This is a genomic window from Jiangella anatolica (genome assembly GCF_003236295.1).
Taxonomy (GTDB): domain Bacteria; phylum Actinomycetota; class Actinomycetes; order Jiangellales; family Jiangellaceae; genus Jiangella; species Jiangella anatolica.
The window spans coordinates 67,279-87,573 of sequence record NZ_POTW01000011.1 but is presented as its reverse complement, the minus strand read 5'-3'; the positions used below and the strand labels follow the sequence as shown (position 1 = coordinate 87,573).

The 20,295-nt window shown below is 70.5% G+C and carries 18 protein-coding genes and 3 tRNA genes; 15 read left to right on the top strand and 6 right to left on the bottom strand.

Going from position 1 to position 20,295, the window contains the following annotated elements; translation table 11 throughout:
* Window positions 1-15 precede the first annotated feature (15 nt).
* The 7 genes from nuoI to C1I92_RS06820 all read left to right on the top strand — a co-directional run bounded on the left by nuoI (window position 16) and on the right by C1I92_RS06820 (window position 7,684).
* On the top strand, window positions 16-492 hold the full coding sequence (gene nuoI, locus C1I92_RS06850; protein ID WP_369124082.1) for an NADH-quinone oxidoreductase subunit NuoI: 477 nt from the start codon (window positions 16-18) through the stop codon (window positions 490-492).
* On the top strand, window positions 492-1,307 hold the full coding sequence (locus C1I92_RS06845) for an NADH-quinone oxidoreductase subunit J (RefSeq protein ID WP_111253904.1): 816 nt from the start codon (window positions 492-494) through the stop codon (window positions 1,305-1,307). The genes nuoI and C1I92_RS06845 overlap by 1 nt, the downstream gene beginning before the upstream one ends.
* Complete coding sequence (gene nuoK / locus C1I92_RS06840; protein ID WP_111253903.1) at window positions 1,304-1,603, top strand: NADH-quinone oxidoreductase subunit NuoK; 300 nt, start codon at window positions 1,304-1,306, stop codon at window positions 1,601-1,603. Before C1I92_RS06845 ends, nuoK begins: the two co-directional genes overlap by 4 nt.
* 103 nt (window positions 1,604-1,706) lie before the next feature.
* The gene (gene nuoL / locus C1I92_RS06835; RefSeq protein ID WP_111253933.1) at window positions 1,707-3,578 is read left to right on the top strand and encodes an NADH-quinone oxidoreductase subunit L; all 1,872 of its coding nucleotides are present in this window, start codon (window positions 1,707-1,709) and stop codon (window positions 3,576-3,578) included.
* 11 nt (window positions 3,579-3,589) lie between these two features.
* Window positions 3,590-5,116, top strand: a complete 1,527-nt coding sequence (locus C1I92_RS06830; RefSeq protein WP_233506875.1) for an NADH-quinone oxidoreductase subunit M — start codon at window positions 3,590-3,592, stop codon at window positions 5,114-5,116.
* Complete coding sequence (gene nuoN / locus C1I92_RS06825; RefSeq protein WP_111253901.1) at window positions 5,113-6,639, top strand: NADH-quinone oxidoreductase subunit NuoN; 1,527 nt, start codon at window positions 5,113-5,115, stop codon at window positions 6,637-6,639. The genes C1I92_RS06830 and nuoN overlap by 4 nt, the downstream gene beginning before the upstream one ends.
* Before the next feature lie 52 nt (window positions 6,640-6,691).
* On the top strand, window positions 6,692-7,684 hold the full coding sequence (locus C1I92_RS06820; protein ID WP_233506874.1) for a polyprenyl synthetase family protein: 993 nt from the start codon (window positions 6,692-6,694) through the stop codon (window positions 7,682-7,684).
* On the opposite strand, the gene C1I92_RS06815 is transcribed toward C1I92_RS06820, so the two are convergent.
* Window positions 7,681-7,950, bottom strand: a complete 270-nt coding sequence (locus C1I92_RS06815; protein WP_111253900.1) for a hypothetical protein — start codon at window positions 7,948-7,950, stop codon at window positions 7,681-7,683. The two genes, C1I92_RS06820 and C1I92_RS06815, sit on opposite strands and share 4 nt — an antisense overlap.
* Before the next feature lie 81 nt (window positions 7,951-8,031).
* On the opposite strand from C1I92_RS06815, the gene C1I92_RS06810 reads away from it, so the two are divergent.
* Window positions 8,032-8,289 carry a GntR family transcriptional regulator gene (locus C1I92_RS06810; RefSeq protein ID WP_111253899.1) on the top strand — a complete coding sequence of 86 codons (258 nt, stop codon included), beginning with the start codon at window positions 8,032-8,034 and terminating at the stop codon, window positions 8,287-8,289.
* A gap of 512 nt (window positions 8,290-8,801) precedes the next feature.
* On the opposite strand, the gene rarD is transcribed toward C1I92_RS06810, so the two are convergent.
* The 3 genes from rarD to C1I92_RS06795 form a co-directional block, all read right to left on the bottom strand.
* On the bottom strand, window positions 8,802-9,722 hold the full coding sequence (gene rarD, locus C1I92_RS06805) for an EamA family transporter RarD (protein ID WP_111253898.1): 921 nt from the start codon (window positions 9,720-9,722) through the stop codon (window positions 8,802-8,804).
* 66 nt (window positions 9,723-9,788) lie between these two features.
* Complete coding sequence (locus C1I92_RS06800; RefSeq protein ID WP_111253931.1) at window positions 9,789-10,829, bottom strand: 2-oxoacid:ferredoxin oxidoreductase subunit beta; 1,041 nt, start codon at window positions 10,827-10,829, stop codon at window positions 9,789-9,791.
* A gap of 14 nt (window positions 10,830-10,843) precedes the next feature.
* A complete protein-coding gene (locus tag C1I92_RS06795) occupies window positions 10,844-12,634 on the bottom strand; it encodes a 2-oxoacid:acceptor oxidoreductase subunit alpha (protein WP_111253930.1) in 1,791 nt (596 codons plus the stop codon).
* 279 nt (window positions 12,635-12,913) lie between these two features.
* On the opposite strand from C1I92_RS06795, the gene C1I92_RS06790 reads away from it, so the two are divergent.
* The 4 genes from C1I92_RS06790 (at window position 12,914) to C1I92_RS06775 (ending at window position 16,764) form a co-directional block, all read left to right on the top strand.
* A complete protein-coding gene (locus C1I92_RS06790; RefSeq protein ID WP_111253897.1) occupies window positions 12,914-15,094 on the top strand; it encodes a carbon starvation CstA family protein in 2,181 nt (726 codons plus the stop codon).
* Window positions 15,091-15,294, top strand: a complete 204-nt coding sequence (locus tag C1I92_RS06785; RefSeq protein ID WP_111253896.1) for a CstA-like transporter-associated (seleno)protein — start codon at window positions 15,091-15,093, stop codon at window positions 15,292-15,294. The genes C1I92_RS06790 and C1I92_RS06785 overlap by 4 nt, the downstream gene beginning before the upstream one ends.
* Before the next feature lie 87 nt (window positions 15,295-15,381).
* Window positions 15,382-16,194, top strand: coding sequence for a M48 family metalloprotease (locus tag C1I92_RS06780; RefSeq protein WP_199521013.1), 813 nt, complete (start codon window positions 15,382-15,384; stop codon window positions 16,192-16,194).
* Window positions 16,195-16,254: 60 nt separating this feature from the next.
* Window positions 16,255-16,764 carry a hypothetical protein gene (locus C1I92_RS06775; protein WP_199521012.1) on the top strand — a complete coding sequence of 170 codons (510 nt, stop codon included), beginning with the start codon at window positions 16,255-16,257 and terminating at the stop codon, window positions 16,762-16,764.
* A 160-nt stretch (window positions 16,765-16,924) separates the two neighbouring features.
* Here the strand turns inward: C1I92_RS06775 and C1I92_RS06770 are convergent, their stop codons facing one another.
* Together C1I92_RS06770 and C1I92_RS06765 are read right to left on the bottom strand one after the other, a co-directional pair.
* Entirely contained in the window at window positions 16,925-19,156 is a 2,232-nt protein-coding gene (locus C1I92_RS06770) for an esterase-like activity of phytase family protein (RefSeq protein WP_111253895.1), read from the bottom strand.
* Window positions 19,157-19,245: 89 nt separating this feature from the next.
* Window positions 19,246-19,740, bottom strand: coding sequence for a YajQ family cyclic di-GMP-binding protein (locus C1I92_RS06765; protein WP_111253894.1), 495 nt, complete (start codon window positions 19,738-19,740; stop codon window positions 19,246-19,248).
* Window positions 19,741-19,840: 100 nt separating this feature from the next.
* Between C1I92_RS06765 and C1I92_RS06760 the strand changes: the two genes are divergently transcribed.
* The 3 genes from C1I92_RS06760 to C1I92_RS06750 all read left to right on the top strand — a co-directional run bounded on the left by C1I92_RS06760 (window position 19,841) and on the right by C1I92_RS06750 (window position 20,228).
* Window positions 19,841-19,922 (top strand) — tRNA-Tyr (locus C1I92_RS06760).
* Window positions 19,923-20,038: 116 nt separating this feature from the next.
* A tRNA-Thr gene (locus C1I92_RS06755) sits at window positions 20,039-20,111 on the top strand.
* A 40-nt stretch (window positions 20,112-20,151) separates the two neighbouring features.
* A tRNA-Met gene (locus C1I92_RS06750) sits at window positions 20,152-20,228 on the top strand.
* Window positions 20,229-20,295: the final 67 nt, after the last annotated feature.

Here is a 20,295-nt window from a genome sequence, read left to right as displayed (position 1 = left end):
GTCACGTTCCGGACCATGTTCCGCAAGCCGGTCACCGAGCAGTACCCGGAGCACCCGCATCCGGTGGCGCCGCGGTTCCACGGCCGGCACCAGCTCAACCGGCACCCCGACGGCCTGGAGAAGTGCGTCGGCTGCGAGCTGTGCGCGTGGGCGTGTCCGGCCGACGCCATCTACGTCGAGGGCGCCTCCAACACCGAGGACGAGCGCTTCTCGCCGGGCGAGCGGTACGGCCGCGTCTACCAGATCAACTACCTGCGCTGCATCCTCTGCGGGCTGTGCATCGAGGCGTGCCCGACCCGCGCGCTGACGATGACCAACGAGTACGAGCTCGCCGACCACACCCGCGAGAGCCTCATCTACGAGAAGAAGGACCTGCTCGCACCGCTGCTCCCCGGCATGGAGGAGCCGCCGCACCCGATGCGGCTGGGCGACGACGAGCGCGACTACTACCTCGGCGCCGGCCTCGGCCGCTCCAGCGGTGAGGGGGCCTGATGGGCGAGACGGCCCTCTTCTGGATCATGGCGCCGATCGCCGTGCTCGGCGCGCTCGGCCTGGTGTTCGCGCGCAAGGCCGTGCACGGTGCGCTGAGCCTCGCCCTCACGATGATCTCGCTGGCGCTGTTCTACATCGCGCAGGAGGCGCCGTTCCTCGGCGTCGTGCAGATCGTCGTCTACACCGGCGCGATCATGATGCTGTTCCTGTTCGTGATCATGCTGGTCGGCGTCGACTCGTCGGACTCGCGGGTCGAGACGATCCGCGGCCAGCGGGCCGCGGCCACGCTCGCGGTGCTCGGCGTCATCGTGCTGCTGACGGGGGTGACGGTGCGGGCGACGCTGCCGTCGGAGCCCACGGGCCTGGCGCAGGCGACGCCGGACGGCAACGTGCCGGCCATCGCCGACGCGATCTTCGGCACCTACGTGTGGGCCTTCGAGGTGGTGGCGGCGCTGCTGATCACCGCCGCCGTCGGCGCCATGACGCTGACCCACCGGGAGCGGCTGTTCCACCGTCCGACCCAGAAGGAACTGTCGATCAAGCGGTTCACCGAGGGCCCGCCCGGAGAGGCGGCCGGCCTGCCGGTCCCGGGCGTGTACGCGCGGCACAACGCCGTGGACACCCCGGCCCTGCTGCCCGACGGCACCCCGAGCGAGGCGTCGATCAACCGGGTCCTGGTGGCCCGCGGCGCGGCCCGCTCCACCGAGGAGTTCCGGCACCACCCGACGCCGGCCGACATCGAGGCGGGCGCCGAGGGCGAGACCGACGAGCCGGTCGGCGGCGACGACGACACGAACGGAGGTGAGCGCGCATGAACCCGACCAACTACCTGGTGCTGTCGATCATCCTGTTCTCGATCGGCGCGGCCGGCGTGCTCGTCCGGCGCAACGCGCTGATCGCGTTCATGTCGGTCGAGCTGATGCTCAACGCGGCCAACCTGTCGTTCGTCACCTTCGCCCGGATGCACGGCAACCTCGACGGCCAGATCGTGGCGTTCTTCGTCATGGTCGTGGCGGCCGCCGAGGTCGTCGTCGGGCTGGCGATCATCGTGACGATCTTCCGAACTCGCAGGTCCGCGTCGGTCGACGACGCCAGCCTGCTGAAGCTCTGACGGGCGTGAGGAACCAGTGACTTCCACACTCAGCGCGCTGGCGACGGCTGTCGCCACCGAGGGCGGGCACGGCGGCGGCCAGGCGGTCGTCTCCGCCACCGGCGTGTTCGACCTGACCTGGCTGCTCATCGCGTTCCCGCTGCTGGGCGCCGCGATCCTGCTGCTGGGCGGGCGGCGCACGGACAGGGTGGGCCACCTGATCGGCTGCGGGGCGTCGATCGCGTCGTTCGTCATGGGCCTGGTGCTGTTCTTCGCCATGCTCGGCGAGCCGTCCGACGGCCGCGCGTTCACCGTCCAGCTCTGGGAGTACGTCAACGCCGGCGGCTACAGCGTCGACGTCAGCCTGCTGCTGGACCAGCTGTCTATGGCGTTCGTGCTGCTGATCACCGGCGTCGGGTCGCTGATCCACGTTTACTCGATCGGCTACATGGAGCACGACGAGCGGCGGCGACGGTTCTTCGGCTACCTGAACCTGTTCGTCGCGGCGATGCTGCTGCTGGTCCTGGCCTCGGACTACCTGGTGCTGTTCATCGGCTGGGAGGGCGTCGGCCTGGCGTCGTACCTGCTGATCGGGTTCTGGCAGCACAAGAACTCGGCGGCGGTCGCGGCGAAGAAGGCGTTCGTCGTCAACCGCGTCGGCGACATGGGCATGGTCCTCGCGATGGCGTCGATGATCACCGTCTTCGGCTCGACCGCCTTCGACGTCGTGTTCGCGTCGGCCGAGGGCGCCTCGACCGGCTGGGTCACCGTCATCGGGCTGTTCCTGCTGCTCGGCGCCTGCGGCAAGTCCGCACAGTTCCCGCTGCAGTCCTGGCTGCTGGACGCGATGGAGGGCCCGACCCCGGTGTCGGCGTTGATCCACGCGGCCACCATGGTGACCGCCGGCGTCTACCTGATCGTCCGGTCCGCCGCGATCTACGACCTCGCGCCGGACGCGCGCACCGCGGTCGTCGTCGTCGGCGCGATCACGCTGCTCATGGGTGCGATCATCGGTTGCGCCAAGGACGACATCAAGAAGGCGCTGGCCGGCTCCACGATGAGCCAGATCGGCTACATGACGCTCGCGGCGGGGCTCGGCCCGGCCGGGTACGCGTTCGCGATCTTCCACCTGCTGACGCACGGCTTCTTCAAGGCCAACATGTTCCTCGGCGCCGGCTCGGTGATGCACGGCATGCACGACGAGGTCAACATGCGCCGCTACGGCGGGCTGCGGATCATGATGCCGGTCACCTTCATCACGTTCGCGATGGGCTACCTGGCCATCATCGGCATCCCGCCGTTCGCCGGGTACTTCTCCAAGGACAAGATCATCGAGGCGGCGTTCGCGGACAACTGGGTCGTCGGCCTGGCCACGCTGCTGGGCGCCGGCATCACCGCGTTCTACATGACCCGGCTCATGCTCATGACGTTCTTCGGCAACCGGCGATGGCAGCACAGCGACCCACCGCACGAGTCGCCGCCGGTCATGACCGTCCCGCTGATCGTCCTGGCGGTGCTCTCGGTCATCGGCGGGTTCGGGCTGCTGTACCTGGGCGCGGACATCGTCGACTGGCTGGCGCCGGTCACCGGTGAGGCGCACCACGACCTGCCGATGCCGCTGTGGCTGCTGATCACCATCACGCTGGCCACCGTCGTCGCCGGTGTCGCGGTCGCCTGGGCGATGTACGGCCACCGCGCCGTCCGCGAGGACGTCCCGGCCGGCAACCCGCTCACCGTCGCCGCCCGCAACGACCTCTACGGCGACGCGTTCAACGAGGCGGTGTTCATGCGGCCGGGCCAGTACCTGACCCGCTCGCTGGTCTACTTCGAGAACCGCGGCGTCGACGGCGCCGTGGTCGGCACCGCCACCGCCGTCGGCGGGCTGTCGGCCCGGCTGCGGCGCTGGCAGACCGGGTTCGTCCGTTCCTATGCCGCGACGATGCTCGGCGGCGTCGGCGTCGTCGTGCTGGCCATGCTGTTGGTGAGGCTGCCGTGACCTTTCCCTGGTTGACCACGCTCATCGCGCTGCCGGCGCTCGGTGCGGTGCTCACCGCGCTGGTGCCGTCCGGGCGGGGCCCGCTCGCCAAGCAGGTCGCCACCGGCTTCGCGCTGCTGACGCTGCTGGTCGGCGCGCTGATCAGCATCCAGTACCTGTTCGACGTCGACATGGGCGTCGAGTCCGAGACCTACGAGTGGATCCCGGAGTTCGGTGCCTCGTGGGCGCTGGACGTGCACGGCATCAGCCTCGCGTTGATGGCGCTGACGGTGCTGGCCACGCCGATCGTCGCGCTGGCGATGTGGCGCGAGGCCGAGGACGAGCAGCGCGACCCGAAGGCGTTCTTCGCGCTGCTGCTCGTCGTCGAGGCGCTGACGCTGACCGCGTTCCTCTCCCAGGACGTGCTGCTGTTCTACGTCGTCTTCGAGGCGATGCTGATCCCGCTGTACTTCATGATCGGCATGTACGGCGGGCCGCAGCGCCGCTACGCCGCGGTCAAGTTCCTGCTGTACAACCTGGTCGGCGGCCTGGCCATGCTGGCCGCCGTCATCGGGCTGTACGTCCAGTCCGTCGACGCCGGCAACCCGTCGTTCTTCCTGCCCGACCTGATCGCGCTGGACATCGACACCACCACGCAGTGGTGGCTGTTCGTCGGCTTCATGCTGGCGTTCGCGATCAAGGCGCCGCTGTGGCCGTTCCACACCTGGCTGCCCGACGCCGCGGCCGAGGCGACGCCGTCGAACGCGGCGTTCCTGTCCGGTGTCGCGGACAAGGTCGGCACCTACGGCATGATCGCGCTGGTGCTGCCGCTGTTCCCGGACGCGTCCCGCGACGCCGCGCCGGTGATCGTCGCGCTCGCCGTCGTCAGCATCATCTACGGCGCGCTGCTGGCGATCGGGCAGACCGACCTCAAGCGGCTGATCGGCTACACGTCGATCTCGCACTTCGGCTTCATCGTGCTGGGCATCTTCGCGCTGTCCGGCCAGGCCGCCACCGGCGCGACCTTCTACATGGTGAACCACGGCCTGTCGACGATCGCGCTGTTCGTGGTCGTCGGCTTCCTCATCAACCGGCGCGGGTCGCGGCAGGTCGACGACTTCGGCGGCGTGCAGAAGCCGGCGCCGAAGCTGGCCGGCGTGTTCCTCGTGGCCGGCCTGTCCGGGCTGGCGCTGCCGCCGCTGGCGACGTTCCTGTCCGAGTTCCTGGTCATCTCCGGGACGTTCACGCGGTACCGGCCGGCGGCGATCATCGCGACGCTCGGCATCGTGCTGTCCGCGCTGTACATCCTGTGGCTCTACCAGCGGACGATGACCGGTCCCGTCCAGCCGGCCGTCGAGGGCATGCCCGACCTGCGCACCCGCGAGGCCGTCGTCGTCGCTCCGCTGCTCGCGCTGCTGCTGGTGGTCGGGTTCTTCCCCAAGCCGCTGACCGACGCGATCGACGAGGCCGTCGAGCCGACGCTGGTCGAGGTCGGCGTCGAACCACCCGAGCCGCTGGCTCCCGTCGCTGAACACGTCGAGGAAGGGACTGGCCGGTGAACGCCCCGACCATCGAGTACGCGGAGCTGGCGCCGCTCATCACGATCTTCGGCGCCGCCGTCGTCGGCGTGCTGATCGAGGCGTTCGCGCCGCGCCGGCTGCGGCACCCGATCCAGGTCGGGCTGTCGCTGGTGGCGCTGGTGGCGGCGCTGGTCCAGGTGATCCTGCTGGCCGGCACCGGCATGGTGGCGGCGGTCGGCGCGGTCGCGATCGACGGGCCGGCGCTGTTCCTGCAGGGCACCATCCTGGTGCTGGCGATCATCAGCGTCGGGTTCTTCGCCGAGCGGCGGCTGGAGGCCGGCGGCGACGCGTTCGCCCCGTCGGCGTCGTCGCTGCCGGGCAGCGAGGAGGAGCGGGTCCTCGTCCGCGAGCGGATGCTGCAGACCGAGGTCTACCCGCTGGTGCTGTTCGCCGTCGGCGGCATGATGCTGTTCCCGGCCGCGAACGACCTGCTGATGCTGTTCATCGCGCTCGAGGTCATGTCGCTGCCGCTGTACCTGCTGTGCGGCATGGCCCGCCGGCGCCGGCTGCTCTCGCAGGAGGCGGCGCTCAAGTACTTCCTGCTCGGCGCGTTCTCGTCGGCGATCTTCCTGTTCGGCATGGCGTTCGTCTACGGCTACGCCGGCACGCTGCGGTTCGGCGAGATCTCCGAGGCGCTGACGGCGAACGTCGGCCAGGACGGCATCCTGCTGGCCGGCGTCGGGCTGATGGCCGTCGGCCTGCTGTTCAAGGTCGGCGCGGTGCCGTTCCACTCGTGGACGCCCGACGTCTACCAGGGCGCGCCGACGCCGATCACCGGGTTCATGGCGGCCTGCACGAAGCTCGCCGCGTTCGGCGCGCTGGTGCGGCTGTTCTACGTCGCGTTCGGCGGGCTGCGCACCGACTGGCAGCCGATGCTGTGGGCCGTCGCGATCGCCACCATGCTGGTCGGCGCCGTCGTCGCGCTCACACAGACCGACATCAAGCGGATGCTGGCCTACTCGTCCATCGCGCACGCCGGGTTCGTGCTGACCGCGATGGTGGCCGCGGACTCGTCGGCCACCGGGGCGATCCTGTTCTACCTGGCCACGTACGGCATCGCGACGCTCGGCGCGTTCGCCGTCGTCACGCTGGTCCGCGACTCCGGCGGCGAGGCGACGCACCTGGCCAAGTGGGCCGGGCTGGGCCGCCGCTCGCCGGTGCTGGCGGCGACGTTCGCGCTGTTCCTGCTCGCGTTCGCCGGCATCCCGCTGACCAGCGGCTTCGTCGGCAAGCTGTCGGTGTTCACGGCGGCCATCGACGGCGGCGCCGCGCCGCTGGTCGTGGTCGGTGTCATCGCCAGCGCCGTGGCGGCGTTCTTCTACGTGCGGGTGATCGTGCTGATGTTCTTCAGCGACCCCGCGCCGGAGGGGCCCACCGTCGCGGTGCCGAGCCTGTGGACCGCGGTCGGCATCACGCTGGGCGCGGCGGCGACGCTGCTGCTGGGCATCGTGCCCGGTCCGCTGCTGGACCTGGCCCAGCAGGCGTCCATCTTCGTTCGTTAGAGTGGATGCTCCTGCTGGGTGAACGTGCCCGGCTGAGCGGGGAGGGGCCGGGTTGAGCAGCGGTCTGGGCATTCCGTCGGTCGACGGCGCACTCGAGGCGTCGATCAGCGCTGCCCTCGACGACGTCGAGGCGCGGCTGCTGGCGGCGGTGAAGTCCGACGACGCCATGCTCAGCGAGAGCTCGCGGCACCTGACCCAGGCCGGCGGCAAGCGGTTCCGGCCGCTGCTGACGCTGCTGGCGGCCGGGTTCGGCGACCTCGACGCGCCGAAGGTCGTCCCGGCCGCCGTCGTCGTCGAGCTGACCCACGTCGGCACTCTCTACCACGACGACGTCATGGACGAGGCGCAGCTGCGGCGGGGCGCCCCCAGCGCGAACGCGCGGTGGGACAACACCGTCGCGATCCTCACCGGCGACTTCCTGTTCGCCTGCGCGTCCGATCTGCTCGCCGACCTCGGCCCGGAGTCGGTGCGGATCCAGGCGCGCACGTTCCAGCGCCTGGTGCACGGCCAGCTGCACGAGACGCTCGGCCCGCGCGACGGCGAGGACCCGGTCGCGCACTATCTGTCGGTCCTGTCGGACAAGACGGCCTCCCTCATCGCCGCCTCGACCCGCCTGGGCGCCCTGCACGCCGGCGTCGACCCGTCGCAGGTCGAGGTGCTCGGCCAGTTCGGCGAGCGGATCGGGATGGCCTTCCAGCTGGCCGACGACCTGCTGGACATCGCCGGCTCGGAGCGGCTGTCCGGCAAGACCCCCGGCACGGACCTGCGGGAGGGCGTCGCCACGCTTCCCGTCCTGTACGCCCGGCGGGCCGCCCAGCCCGGCGACGAGCGGCTGCTGTCGCTGATCTCCGGCCCCGTGGCCGACGACGCCGACCACGCGGAGGCGCTGGAGCTGCTGCGCGCCCACCCGGCGATGGCCGAGGCCTCCGCCGACGTCCGCCGCTGGGCCGACGACGCCCGGGCCACGCTGTCCGCCCTCCCGGACGTTCCGGCCCGCGCCGCCCTGCACGCCCTCTGCGACTCCGTCGTCACCCGCATGTCCTAGGCCGTCTTGGCCAGCACCCCGGCGGGCGGCGGGTCGATCGGCCGGATGCGGCACACGTAGCCGCCGGTCGCGGGCATCCAGCCGCCGAGCCGCTCGTAGCCGAGCTGCCGCAAGGTGGTGTCCCATCCTCGGGTGCCGACCGTGCCGTACGGCAGCGGCCGGTTGGTGACCGTCGCCCCATCCCGATCGGTGACGACGATCTCGTCCAGCAGCCGAACCGGCGGGCGACTCCAGAGCAGCCAGCCGGAGTAGGTCTGTTCGCGCATGTGCTGACTTTAAGTGGCACTGTAGACCTTTGTATAGCTCAGGGCCTTTGTGCAGGTCAGCAGAGCTTCTATCGTGAGGGCATGGGTGACGTGCCGGAGTTCTCGCCGCAGGGACACGAACTGCTCTACGTCGCCATCGCCGACCATGTCGGCGCCCGGATCGACTCGGGCGAGCTCCGGCCGGGCGCCCGCCTCCCACCCGAGCGCGACCTCGCCGTCGAGTACGGGGTCGCCTATCTGACGGTGCGGCGGGCCATGGTCGAGCTGCGGGAGCGCGGGCGGATCCTCACCGTGCATGGGAAGGGCACGTTCGTGGCTCCCGAGCAGCCGACTTCCTAGTTCGCCGGTTTGCGACAGTGGTGGGCGGCCCCCTGCTGTTTCGATTGTCGGGGGCGCGGTGACGCGCCTCAAGTCCAAGCGCGGTGGGGTGCTGGGGGATTGTGGTTGGGGCGCTTGGACTTGACCCGCGTCACCGCGCCCCCGTCTTAACAGCATCAGGGGGCCGCCCGGAAAATGGCCCGGCTCAAAGGTCCGCTGTTCTCGTTGTCCGCTGGCCGGCGGCGGCTCGCGGACAGGAAGAACAGCGGAGTCGGTAGCCCACCACGGCGGATGGTGAGCGGCCAGCGAAGTCCAAGAACAGCGGGCCTGAAGGCCAGGGCCCATTCTTCGGGTGGCCCCCTCCGAGTCTTGCCCCCGGTCTCGGGATCACGGGTCAAGTCCAAGCGCCGCCAGGGCGCGCGGACTTGAGGCGTGCTCCCGAGACCGGACAATGGGGCAAGCGAGGGGGCCACCCGAACGGTGCAGACCCAACCAACGAGAGCCCGGCGAACGGATGCCCGGCGAACCGGACCTCACCGAACGGCAGCAGCCTCAGCAACGACCTGATCCACCACAGCCCGCCGCTCCCGCCGTCGCCGAACCAGGACCTCAGCAGTGAGGATGACCAGCGCCGTCCAGATGAGCGAGAACCCGAACCACCGCACCGGCGGCACCGTCTCGCCGTACACCACGACCCCGAGCAGGAACTGCAGCGTCGGCGTCAGGTACTGCAGCGTCCCCAACGTGGTCAGCGGCACCCGCACCGCCGCCGCCCCGAAGAACAGCAGCGGTACCGCGGTCACGATGCCGCAGCTGGCCAGCAGCAGCGTCGGTCCCCAGCCGGCAGTGACGAAGTCGCCGGTACCGCGCGCGCCCAGCACCAGCAGGAACGCCAGCGCGGGCAGGAACAGTACCGCCGTCTCGACCGCCAGGCTCTCGACGGCATCGACGCCGGCCTTCTTCTTGACCATGCCGTAGGTGCCGAACGAGAAGGCCAGGGTCAGTGCGAGCCAGGGCGGGCGGCCGTAGTCGATGGTCAGCACGATGACGGCGACACCGGCCAGGCCGAGCGCGGCCCACTGCAGCCGGCGCAGCCGCTCGCCGAACACGAGCACTCCGAGCACGACCGTCACCAGCGGGTTGATGAAGTAGCCGAGCGACGTCTCGACGATGTGGTCGTTGTTGACGCCCCAGATGTAGACGCCCCAGTTGACGCAGATGAGCAGCGCCGCCAGCGTGAGCAGCCCGTACCCCCGCCGGCCGAGCGTCCGCAGCCGGCGCAGCTGCCGCATCGCCGCGAGCAGGCCGAGCACCAGCACCAGCGACCACACGACCCGGTGCGACAGGATCTCCACCGCGCCGGAGTCGTCCAGCAGCTTGATGTAGAGCGGGAAGACACCCCAGAGCGCGTACGCGCTGACGCCGTACAGCAGGCCGGACCGCGAGGTGCTCACCGAGGCATGCTACGGGCTTGCCAGCAATCACCACAGGTTTGGCTCATTACGCGAGACGCGAGCGGGTCAGCCGACCGTCCACGGGTCGTTGCCGCGTAGCAGCGCCTGCAGGTCGCCGGGGCCGTGCTTGTCCGCGGCCTCGTCCAGCTGGGTGGCCATGAGGTCGCCGTACGCCGGCCGCTCGACCTGGCGGAAGACGCCGATCGGGCTGCGGGCGAGCGTGCCGGGGTCGGCCAGCCGGGACAGCGCGAACGCCTGGGTGGGGTCGTCGGCCGTCGCGTCGTGGACGATGACGCCGGGGTCGTCGCCCGCGCACACCTCCAGCGAGCCGGTCGACGGGTTGCGGCGGACGCCGTGCTGGCCGTCGGCGCCGAAGCGGACCGGCTCACCGTGCTCCAGCCGGATCAGGACCTCGTCGCGGCTGTCGCGGTTCTTCAGGATCTCGAACGCGCCGTCGTTGAAGATGTTGCAGTTCTGGTAGATCTCCACCAGCGACGTGCCGCGGTGCGCCGCCGCCGCCGACAGCACCGAGGTGAGGTGCTGACGGTCGGAGTCGATGGTCCGGCCGACGAACGTCGCCTCGGCGCCCAGCGCCAGCGACACCGGGTTGAACGGCGCCTCCAGCGAGCCCATCGGCGTCGACTTGGTGATCTTGCCCTGCTCGCTGGTGGGCGAGTACTGGCCCTTCGTCAGTCCGTAGATCCGGTTGTTGAACAGCAGGATCGTCAGGTTGACGTTGCGGCGCAGCGCGTGGATCAGGTGGTTGCCGCCGATCGACAGCGCGTCGCCGTCACCGGTGATCACCCACACCGACAGGTCCGGACGCGACGCGGCCAGGCCGGTCGCGATGGCCGGCGCGCGGCCGTGGATCGAGTGCATCCCGTAGGTGTTCATGTAGTACGGGAACCGCGAGGAGCAGCCGATGCCGGAGACGAAGACGATGTTCTCGCGGGCCAGCCCGAGGTCGGGCAGGAAGCCCTGGACCGCCGCCAGCACGGCGTAGTCGCCGCAGCCGGGGCACCAGCGGACCTCCTGGTCGCTGGTGAAGTCCTTCTTCGTCTGCTTGACATCGGTGGTGGGCACCCCGGCGAGGCCGGGCCGGCCCAGTTCGACGGGTGCGGTCACAGCGCACCCACCTCCTCCATGATCACGTCGGCCAGCTCCTCGGCCTTGAACGGCAACCCTCGCACGCGGTTGTACCCGACGACGTCGACGAGGTACTTGCCGCGCAGCAGCAGGGCGAGCTGCCCGAGGTTCATCTCCGGCACGAGCACGCGGTCGTAGGACCGCAGCAGGTCGCCGGTGTTCGCGGGCATCGGGTTGAGATGACGCAGGTGCGCCTGGGCGACGTTGTGGCCGGCCTTGCGGGCCCGCCGCACCGCCGCGCCGATGGGGCCGTACGTCGATCCCCAGCCGACCACGAGCAGCCGCGCCGCGCCGCTGGGGTCCTCGACCTCGAGGTCCGGGACGCCGGCGATGCCGTCGACCTTCGCCTGGCGCAGCCGCACCATGCGCTCGTGGTTGTTCGGGTCGTAGGAGATGGTGCCGGGGCCGTCGAGCTTCTCGATGCCGCCGATGCGGTGCTCGAGCCCGGGCGTCCCGGGGACGGCCCACGGCCGGGCCAGCGTCTCGGGATCGCGCAGGTACGGCCAGAAGTCGCGCTCGCCCTCGCCGTCGTGGTTGAGCTCGGTCGCGAAGCCGGGATCGATCGTCGGCAGCGACTCGACGTCGGGGACGTGCCACGGCTCGGACCCGTTGGCGAGGTAGCCGTCGGAGAGCAGGAACACCGGCGTCCGGTACGTGACGGCGATCCGCACGGCCTCGATGGCAGCGTGGAAGCAGTCCGACGGCGACGACGCGGCGACCACCGGGACCGGCGACTCGCCGTTGCGGCCGTAGAGCACCTGCAGCAGGTCGGCCTGCTCGGTCTTCGTCGGCAGGCCGGTCGACGGGCCGCCGCGCTGCACGTCGACGATGACCAGGGGCAGCTCCAGCGACACCGCCAGGCCGACGGTCTCGCCCTTGAGCGCGACACCGGGTCCGGACGTCGTCGTGACGCCGAGCGCGCCGCCGAACGACGCGCCCAGCGCGGCGCCGATGGCCGCGACCTCGTCCTCGGCCTGGAACGTGCGCACGCCGAACCGCTTGTGCTTGGACAGCTCGTGCAGGATGTCCGACGCCGGCGTGATCGGGTAGGAACCGAGGAACAGCGGCAGCCCGGACTGGCGCGCCGCCGCGATCAGGCCGTAGGACAGCGCCAGATTGCCGGTGATGTTCCGGTACGTGCCGGCGGGCATCGCGGCCGGCTTGACTTCGTACGAGACCGCGAACTCCTCGGTGGTCTCGCCGTAGTTCCAGCCGGCCTTGAGCGCGGCGACGTTGGCGTCGCGGATGGTCTCGCGGGTGGCGAACTTCTCGTGCAGGAACTTCACCGTGCCGTCGATGGAGCGTCCGTACATCCAGGACAGCAGCCCCAGCGCGAACATGTTCTTCGACCGCGAGGCGTCCTTGCGCGACAGCTCGAACGGCGCCAGCGCCTCCATGGTGATGCCGGAGAGGTCCAGCGCGTGCACCTTGTAGGCGCTGAGGGTGTTGTCCTCGAGCGGGCTGGTGTCCCAGCCGACCTTCTTCAGCGCACGCGGGGTGAAGTCGCCGGTGTCGACGATGATCGTGGCGCCCTTCGGCACGTCGGGCAGGTTCGCCTTCAACGCGGCCGGGTTCATCGCCACCAGCACGTCCGGCGCGTCGCCCGGCGTCAGGATGTCGTAGTTGGCGAAGTGCAGCTGGAAACTGGAGACGCCGGGGAGCGTGCCGGCGGGCGCCCGGATCTCCGCCGGGAAGTTCGGCAATGTGGAGAGATCGTTCCCGAAGGAGGCGGTCTCGGCGGTGAACCGGTCGCCGGTCAGCTGCATCCCGTCACCGGAGTCGCCAGCAAATCGGATCACCACACGGTCGAGCTCGTGTACGTGCTTCACCGTCACCGGTGTCGACGCCTCCTTCAGACGTTCGGTGTTTCCGGGGTGTCCCGGCTCGAATCCCGACCATCCATGCTACGGCGACTTTCCACAGGAACCGTCCTGGCGTCCGAAGCGTGAGAGATGACACGTGTGTGACGACCCTCGACCGTTGGGACATCCGCGCGTAATCTCTACGGTCACACCGGCTGGCCCCGATCCCGTCCGGAGGTCGTCATGGTCGACACCGTCCGTACCGAGCCCGCTCCGCCCCGGCGCCGTCCGCCGCTCAGATCGATCGTGATCTGGACCGTGGTCGCCGTCGTCGGCGCGATCGCCTGGGGCGTCGTCGCGCTGACCCGCGGCGAGGAGATCTCGGCGCTGTGGCTGCTGGCTGCGGCGTTGGGTTCGTACGCGATCGCCTACCGCTTCTACGCCCGGTTCATCGCCCGTCGTGTGCTGAAGGTCGACGACACGCGCGCGACGCCGGCCGAGACGCTGCGCAACGACACCGACTTCCAGCCGACCGACCGCCGCGTGCTGTTCGGCCACCACTTCGCGGCGATCGCCGGCGCCGGCCCGCTGGTCGGCCCGGTGCTCGCCGCGCAGATGGGCTACCTACCCGGCACGCTCTGGATCGTCGTAGGGGTGATTTTCGCCGGGGCCGTCCAGGACATGGTCGTCCTGTTCTTCTCGATGCGGCGCAACGGCAAGAGCCTGGGCCAGATGGCGCGTGAGGAGATCGGCGTCGTCGGCGGTGTCGCGGCGCTGATCGGCGTGTTCACCATCATGATCATCCTGCTGGCGGTGCTGGCGCTCGTGGTCGTGAACGCGCTGGCGCACTCGGCGTGGGGCACCTTCTCGATCGCGATGACCATCCCGATCGCGCTGTTCATGGGGTTCTACCTGCGGTCGCTGCGGCCCGGCCGGGTGATCGAGACCAGCCTCATCGGCGTCGCCCTGCTGTTGCTGGCCATCGTCGGCGGCGGCTGGGTGCAGGACTCCAGCTGGGCCGACGCGTTCACGCTGTCGCCCGAGGCGCTGGTGTGGGCGCTGATCATCTACGGCTTCGTCGCGTCGGTGCTGCCGGTGTGGATGCTGCTGGCGCCGCGCGACTACCTCTCCACCTTCATGAAGATCGGGACGATCCTCCTGCTCGCCATCGGCCTGCTGCTGGCCCGGCCGGTGCTGCAGAACGAGGCGATCACCGACTTCGCCTCCCGAGGCGACGGCCCGGTCTTCGCCGGCTCGCTGTTCCCGTTCGTCTTCATCACCATCGCCTGCGGCGCGCTCTCCGGCTTCCACGCGCTGATCGCCTCCGGCACCACGCCGAAGCTGATCGAGAAGGAGTCGCAGGTCCGGATGATCGGCTACGGCGGCATGCTGATGGAGTCGTTCGTCGCCGTCAGCGCGCTCATCGCCGCGTCCGTCATCGACCCGGGCCTCTACTACGCGATGAACGCGCCGGCCGGCTTTCTCGGCGACTCACTGGAGTCGGCGTCACAGGCCGTCGCGAGCCTCGGCTTCTCGATCACGCCGGACCAGCTCGCGGCCGCCGCCGCCTCCGTCGAGGAGTCGACGCTGGTCGCGCGGACCGGCGGCGCGCCCACGCTCGCCGTCGGCATGTCGCAGATCTTCACCGACGCGTTCGGCGCCGGCGGGCAGGCGTTCTGGTACCACTTCGCGATCATGTTCGAGGCGCTGTTCATCCTGACGACCGTCGACGCCGGCACCCGGGTCGGGCGGTTCATGCTGCAGGACACGTTGGGCAACGTCTGGAAGCCGATGCGCGACGTCTCGTGGAAGCCCGGCCTGTGGCTGAGCAGCGCGGTCGTCGTCGCGGCGTGGGGCTACTTCCTCTACGCCGGCGTCACCGATCCGCTCGGCGGGATCAACCAGCTGTTCCCGCTGTTCGGCATCGCCAACCAGCTGCTCGCGGCCATCGCGCTCACCGTCGCCACCACGATCCTGATCAAGAGCGGACGGCTGAAGTGGGCTTGGGTGACCGGCATACCCCTCCTGTGGGACGCCGCGGTGACGCTGACGGCGAGCTGGCAGAAGGTGTTCTCCGACGACCCCACGCTCGGGTTCTTCGCGCAGCGCGACCGGTTCTCCGAGGCGCTGGACAATGGCGAGGTGCTGCCGCCGGCGCGGTCGCTGGAGGACATGGAGCAGGTGGTGACGAACTCCACGGTCGACGGGGTGCTGGCAGCGTTCTTCGCACTGCTGGTCGTGATCATCATCGCCGACGCCGCCCGGGTGTGCGTCGGCGCGCTGCGCGACCCGTCCACCGTCACCAGCACCGAGGCGCCGTACGTGCGGTCGACGCTGGTGGCGCCGTCCGGGCTGATCCCGACCCGGGCCGAGCGCGAGCTGATGGCCGCCGCCGCGGCTCGCGGCGACCGGGAGGACGCATGACGGCGCTGCTGGAGGCCGTCGGACGCGCCGCCGCGGGGGTCTGGTGGTACCTGCGCGAGGTCAGCGGCGAGACGGCCTACGATCGCTACGTCGAGCACTGCGGCCGGCACGACGCCGCGGAGCGGGTGCTGTCGCGGCGCGAGTTCGAGCGTCGCCGGCAGGACGATCGCGACCGGTCGCCGCAACAACGCTGCTGCTGAGCGCTGAGCGGCGAGGAACCCGGCCGGTTCACCGCGCGTTGATTCGCAGGGTGCCGTGCTCGCCGGACGGGCGCCCGAGAGGTGGACGTGCATCGCAACCGTGTGAAGGCCATGGCGCTGCTGGCCGTGCCGTCGGCGCTGGCGCTGCTGGCCGGCTGGGCGGTCGGCCGCTGGTGCCTGGTCATCGCCGTCATCGTCGTCGCGGCGGTGAACGGCTACGTCGCGCTGCGCTCCGACACGATCGCGCTGGGGGCCATGCGCGCGTACCCCGTCAGCGAGGCCGAGCAGCCCGTCCTGCACCGCGTCGTGCGAGAGCTGACGGCGCCCGCGCGGGTCCCGATGCCGCGCCTCTACGTCAGCCCGACCCGCGCGGTGAACGCGTTCGCGACCGGCCGCGACCCCGCGCACGCCGCCGTCTGCTGCACCGAGGGCATCCTCGCCCTCCTCGACGAGCGCGAGCTGCGCGCCGTCGTCGCACACGAGCTCGCCCACATCCGCCGCGCCGACACCCTCGTCTCGTCGACGGCGGGCGCCGTGGCCAGCGTCGTCATGGTCGCGGCCAGCATGCGCGGGCCGGTCGGGCGGGTGCTGCTGACGCTGCTCGGCCCGCTCGCCGCGGCCGCCGTCCGCCTGACGGTCAGCCCAGCCCGCGAGTACGAGGCCGACGCCGAGGCCAGCCGCATCACCGGCGACCCGCTCGGGCTGGCGTCGGCGCTGCGCAAGCTCGACGCCAGCACCCGGCGGCTGGTGCTGCCGCCGGAGCGCGACATCGTCGCCACCAGCCACCTGATGATCGCCAGCCCGCTGCAGCAGACCGGCCTGGCCAAGCTGTTCGCCTCCCACCCGCCCATGGCCGAGCGGGTCGCGCGCCTCGAACAGCGCGCCGGCTACCGACGCTGACGGCAGCTACGATCGATCGCGACAACGATCACAGGCCCGGCCAGGCTGGAGGTCGGGCCCGTGCCGCTGCACGCGTTCGTCGACGAGTCGTTCGAGGGCGACTACGTCGTGGCAGTCGTGACGGCCGCAGACGGTCACGTGACGGCGCACCGAGCCGCCATGCGCCGGCTGTTCAGGCGTGGCCAGTCGCGGATCCACTTCAAGAAGGAGAACGACGCCCGCCGCGGGCAGATCCTCGCCGGCATCGCGGCGCTGGACCTGACCGTCCGCGTCTACGTGACCGACAACGGCCGCACCGCCCGCCGCGCATGCCTCGAGCGCATGGTGCCCGATCTCGCCGAACTGGGCGTGACGCGGCTGGTGCTCGAGCGTGACGACGCCGTGGTCGAGGCGGACCGGCGCATGCTGTTCGAGCTGACCGGCAAGCAGTCCGCCGACCTGGAGTACCGGCACCTGCGGGCCAGCGAGGACCCGCTCCTGTGCGTGGCCGACGCGGTCGCGTGGTGCTACGCGAAGGGCGGGCGCTGGCGCCAGCTGATCTCCGTCTTCACCACGGTGATCAGGGTCTAGACAGCGCGAAGCCCCGCTCACCGACCGTCCGGACGACTGCGGGGCTCACTTCCTCAGGCTACTGCCCTGGCGTTCGCCAGCTTACCCTCGCCCGCCGACCCTGCCAAGCCGGCGACGGCGCCCGGCCCGTGCGCGAGTGCACGGGCCGGACGCCGGTCGGTCAGTCCTCGACGGCGGCGTCGCCGAGGTCGGGGTTGTCGGTGAAGAACCCGTCCATCCCGGCCTCCAGGAACACCTGGATCTCGCCTTCGAGGTCACCGATCCCGGCCGGGTCGGCCGACGAGCGGAAGTCGGCGGGCAGGAACTGGTTCTCGCGGCGGAACGTCCACCCGTGCACCTCCAGCCCGGCCCGGTGCGCGTCGCGGATGACGGGGGTCGGCGAGCCGAGCGTGCCGTCGGCGTTGCGCGGGATCATGACGTTCTTCTCCAGGCCGACGCCGTCGGCGTAGCGGGCGATCGCGCGCAGCCCGGCCGCCGTCGCGAGGTCGGCGTAGGTGCGCGGGTCGCCGGCCGCGACGAGGTCGTACGGCGCGCCGCTGGAGCTGATCAGCTGGGCGATCCGCACGTCGGTCATGCGGTCCAGCTCCTTGAGGTTGCCGGTCTCGAACGACTGCAGGATGACCGGGGCGCCCTCGTGGTTCATCCCGTTCGCCGCCAGCTGCGCCACCAGCGGCTCCTCCAGCGACAGCCCGATCGAGTCGAAGTACGTCGGGTGCTTCGTCTCGGGGTAGACGCCGACCGGCTGGCCGTCGCAGGTGCGCGAGTTGCGGGCCAGGTCCAGCACCTCGTCCAGCGTCGGGATCTGGTAGAGCCCGTTGAACGCGACGTTGCCCGGCCGGACCGCCGGGATCCGCTCCTTCGCCCGCAGCGTGCGCAGCTCGGCGAGGGTGAAGTCCTCGGTGAACCAGCCGGTGACGCTGACGCCGTCGATCACCTTCGTGGTGCGGCGGCCCTCGAACTCCGGGCGGTTCGCGACGTCGGTGGTGCCGCCGATCTCGTTCTCGTGCCGCGCGACCAGCACGCCGTCCTTCGTCGAGACGAGGTCGGGCTCGATGTAGTCGGCGCACTGCAGGATTGCGGTCTCGTACGCGGCCAGCGTGTGCTCCGGCCGGTAGCCCGACGCGCCGCGATGCCCGACGACGGTGACGCCGTCGTCGGTGGGCCGGACCCGGCGCAGGTCGACGATCGCCATCTCGGTGTCGTCGGGGGTGCCGGTGACGCGCGCGTCGTTGCCCGGGTAGTTGTTGTCGTTGCCGATCAGCATGCGGCCGTCCTTCAGCCGCAGCACCGTCTCGAACGACTGCACCGGCAGCGCGAACGTCTCGCCGAGGCCGTAGCCCTCGCCGGCGTCGATGCCCAGCGGGTTGTCGATCTTCAGCGCGTCCAGGATCAGCGTCTTGCGCACGTAGCCGTCGCGGTCGCGGCGGTTGAGGTCGATCTCGTAGATCCGCTTGATCACCGACTGGTCGCCCTCGAAGTCGTCCCGCTCGATGATCCAGAACTTCCCGCGCCCGACGGTGAACGCGTCGCCGATGACGTTGGCGTCCTGGTGCGTCTGGTAGCTCCAGGTGCGCCCGGTGTAGCGGTCCCGGCGGGTGTCGAACTCGTGGATCTCGCGGCGCCGCTGGTCGGGGTCGTTCGTGTAGGCGCCCTCGACGATCGGGTAGAGGTAGCGGCCGTCCGGCGACGCGGCCATCGCCTCGAAGCCGCGGCTGGACCGCACCAGCGGCGTCTCGCCGGCCTGCAGGTACGGGTTCTGTGGCGACTTCAGCCCGTTCGGCAGCGGCGCCGGCGGCTCCAGCAGCGTGCCGTCGGCGGAGAAGTGCAGGATGAACGGGCCGAACTCCTCGCCCACCCAGAAGGTGCCGTCCTTGGCCAGCACGACGGACTCGATGTCGAAGTCGGCGCCGGTGAGCAGCCGGTCCGGCGTCGACTCGTTGACGATCGGGAAGTCCAGGACGTGGTTGCGGTCGTTGTACGAGACGAACCGCTCGACCTCGATCTGGCCCGAGCCGGAGCCCTCGGAGCCGGTGTTCCAGTCCGGCCGCACCAGGTAGTTGCGCAGCAGGAAGTCCGCCGAGTTGCCCTTCGCGCCGAAGCCGTTGTCCGGCTGCGCCCAGAAGGTGCCGTCGCCGTTGTCGACCATCGCGGAGAAGCCGGGGATGACCTGGCCGTCCCACGGGCCCTGCCGGCCGTTCGCCGGCGTCGCGAGCGCGCCCGACGGCGGCCCCTCGGCCAAGTAGTCGGCCGACAGCGTGGCCCGGCCCTCGAGCACGGGCTGAAGGACCGGGCCGCGGCTTCGCGACTCGTCCTCTCCGGCGGCCGCGGCTGCCGGGAGCAGCAGGGTCGCGGCGACGGCGGCCGCGACGGAACGCGCGAGTGGAGTTCTCATCCGCCGATCACAATGGTGCCCTGCGACGACGGCGCGACGCTGCCGTGAACGCAGCCCGGCGTACGGCCGAAGTCCCCGCGAACTACCGGTCAGCGATAGTTGGTGAACTGTACGGCGAAGTCGAAGTCCTGCTCGCGCAGCATGGCCATGACCGCCTGCAGGTCGTCCTTGCTCTTGGCGGAGACGCGGACCTCGTCGCCCTGCACCTGCGTCTTGACGCCCTTGGGCGCGTCGTCGCGGATCGCCTTGGTGATCTTCTTCACCTGGTCCTGGTCGAGGCCGTCCTGCAGCGTGGCGGTGATCTTGTAGACGGTGCCGGAGGCGCGCGGCTCGCCGGCGTCGAGCGCCTTGAGCGACACCTTCCGCTTGATCAGCTTGTCCTTGAAGACGTCGAGCACGGCGTTGACGCGGTCCTCGGCGGAGGCCTCCATCTCGACCCCCAGCTCACCGAGCCAGCGGATCGAGGCGCCGGTGCCACGGAAGTCGAAACGCTGGGCGATCTCCTTCGATGCCTGGTTCAGCGCATTGTCCACCTCCTGCCGGTCGACCTTGCTCACCACGTCGAACGACGACTCGCCAGCCACGATCGCTCCCTCTGGATGTCGCGGGCCCGAACCGATTGTCCGGCGCCCTCCGCGCTGATGTATTCTCTCACCGGTCCCAGCCGATGGCGGGGAACCACCCGGCAGGTTGCCCGAGCGGCCAAAGGGAGCTGACTGTAAATCAGCCGGCACAGCCTACGCAGGTTCGAATCCTGCACCTGCCACGCCTCTCGAGGGCAATGAGCGAGCGTCCCGGTCCGCCGGTCCGGGACGTGAACTCGGCAGCCGAACGGCCGATTTCGCACCACGGCCCGAGGTTGTGTACCCTCAACTGGCGCACGCCCCAATAGCTCAGTCGGCAGAGCGTCTCCATGGTAAGGAGAAGGTCTACGGTTCGATTCCGTATTGGGGCTCTGGTGAGGCTGCGCCGTTTGCGCGGCGCCGACTCCCCTCGGCGGGGTAGCTCAGGTGGTTAGAGCAAACGGCTCATAATCGTTGTGTCGCGGGTTCGAGTCCCGCCCCCGCTACCACCCCGGCCCGGCCGTCACCGCTCGCTCGATTGGGTGGGTCGTGACCAGGTCGGGTACCCTTGCACGG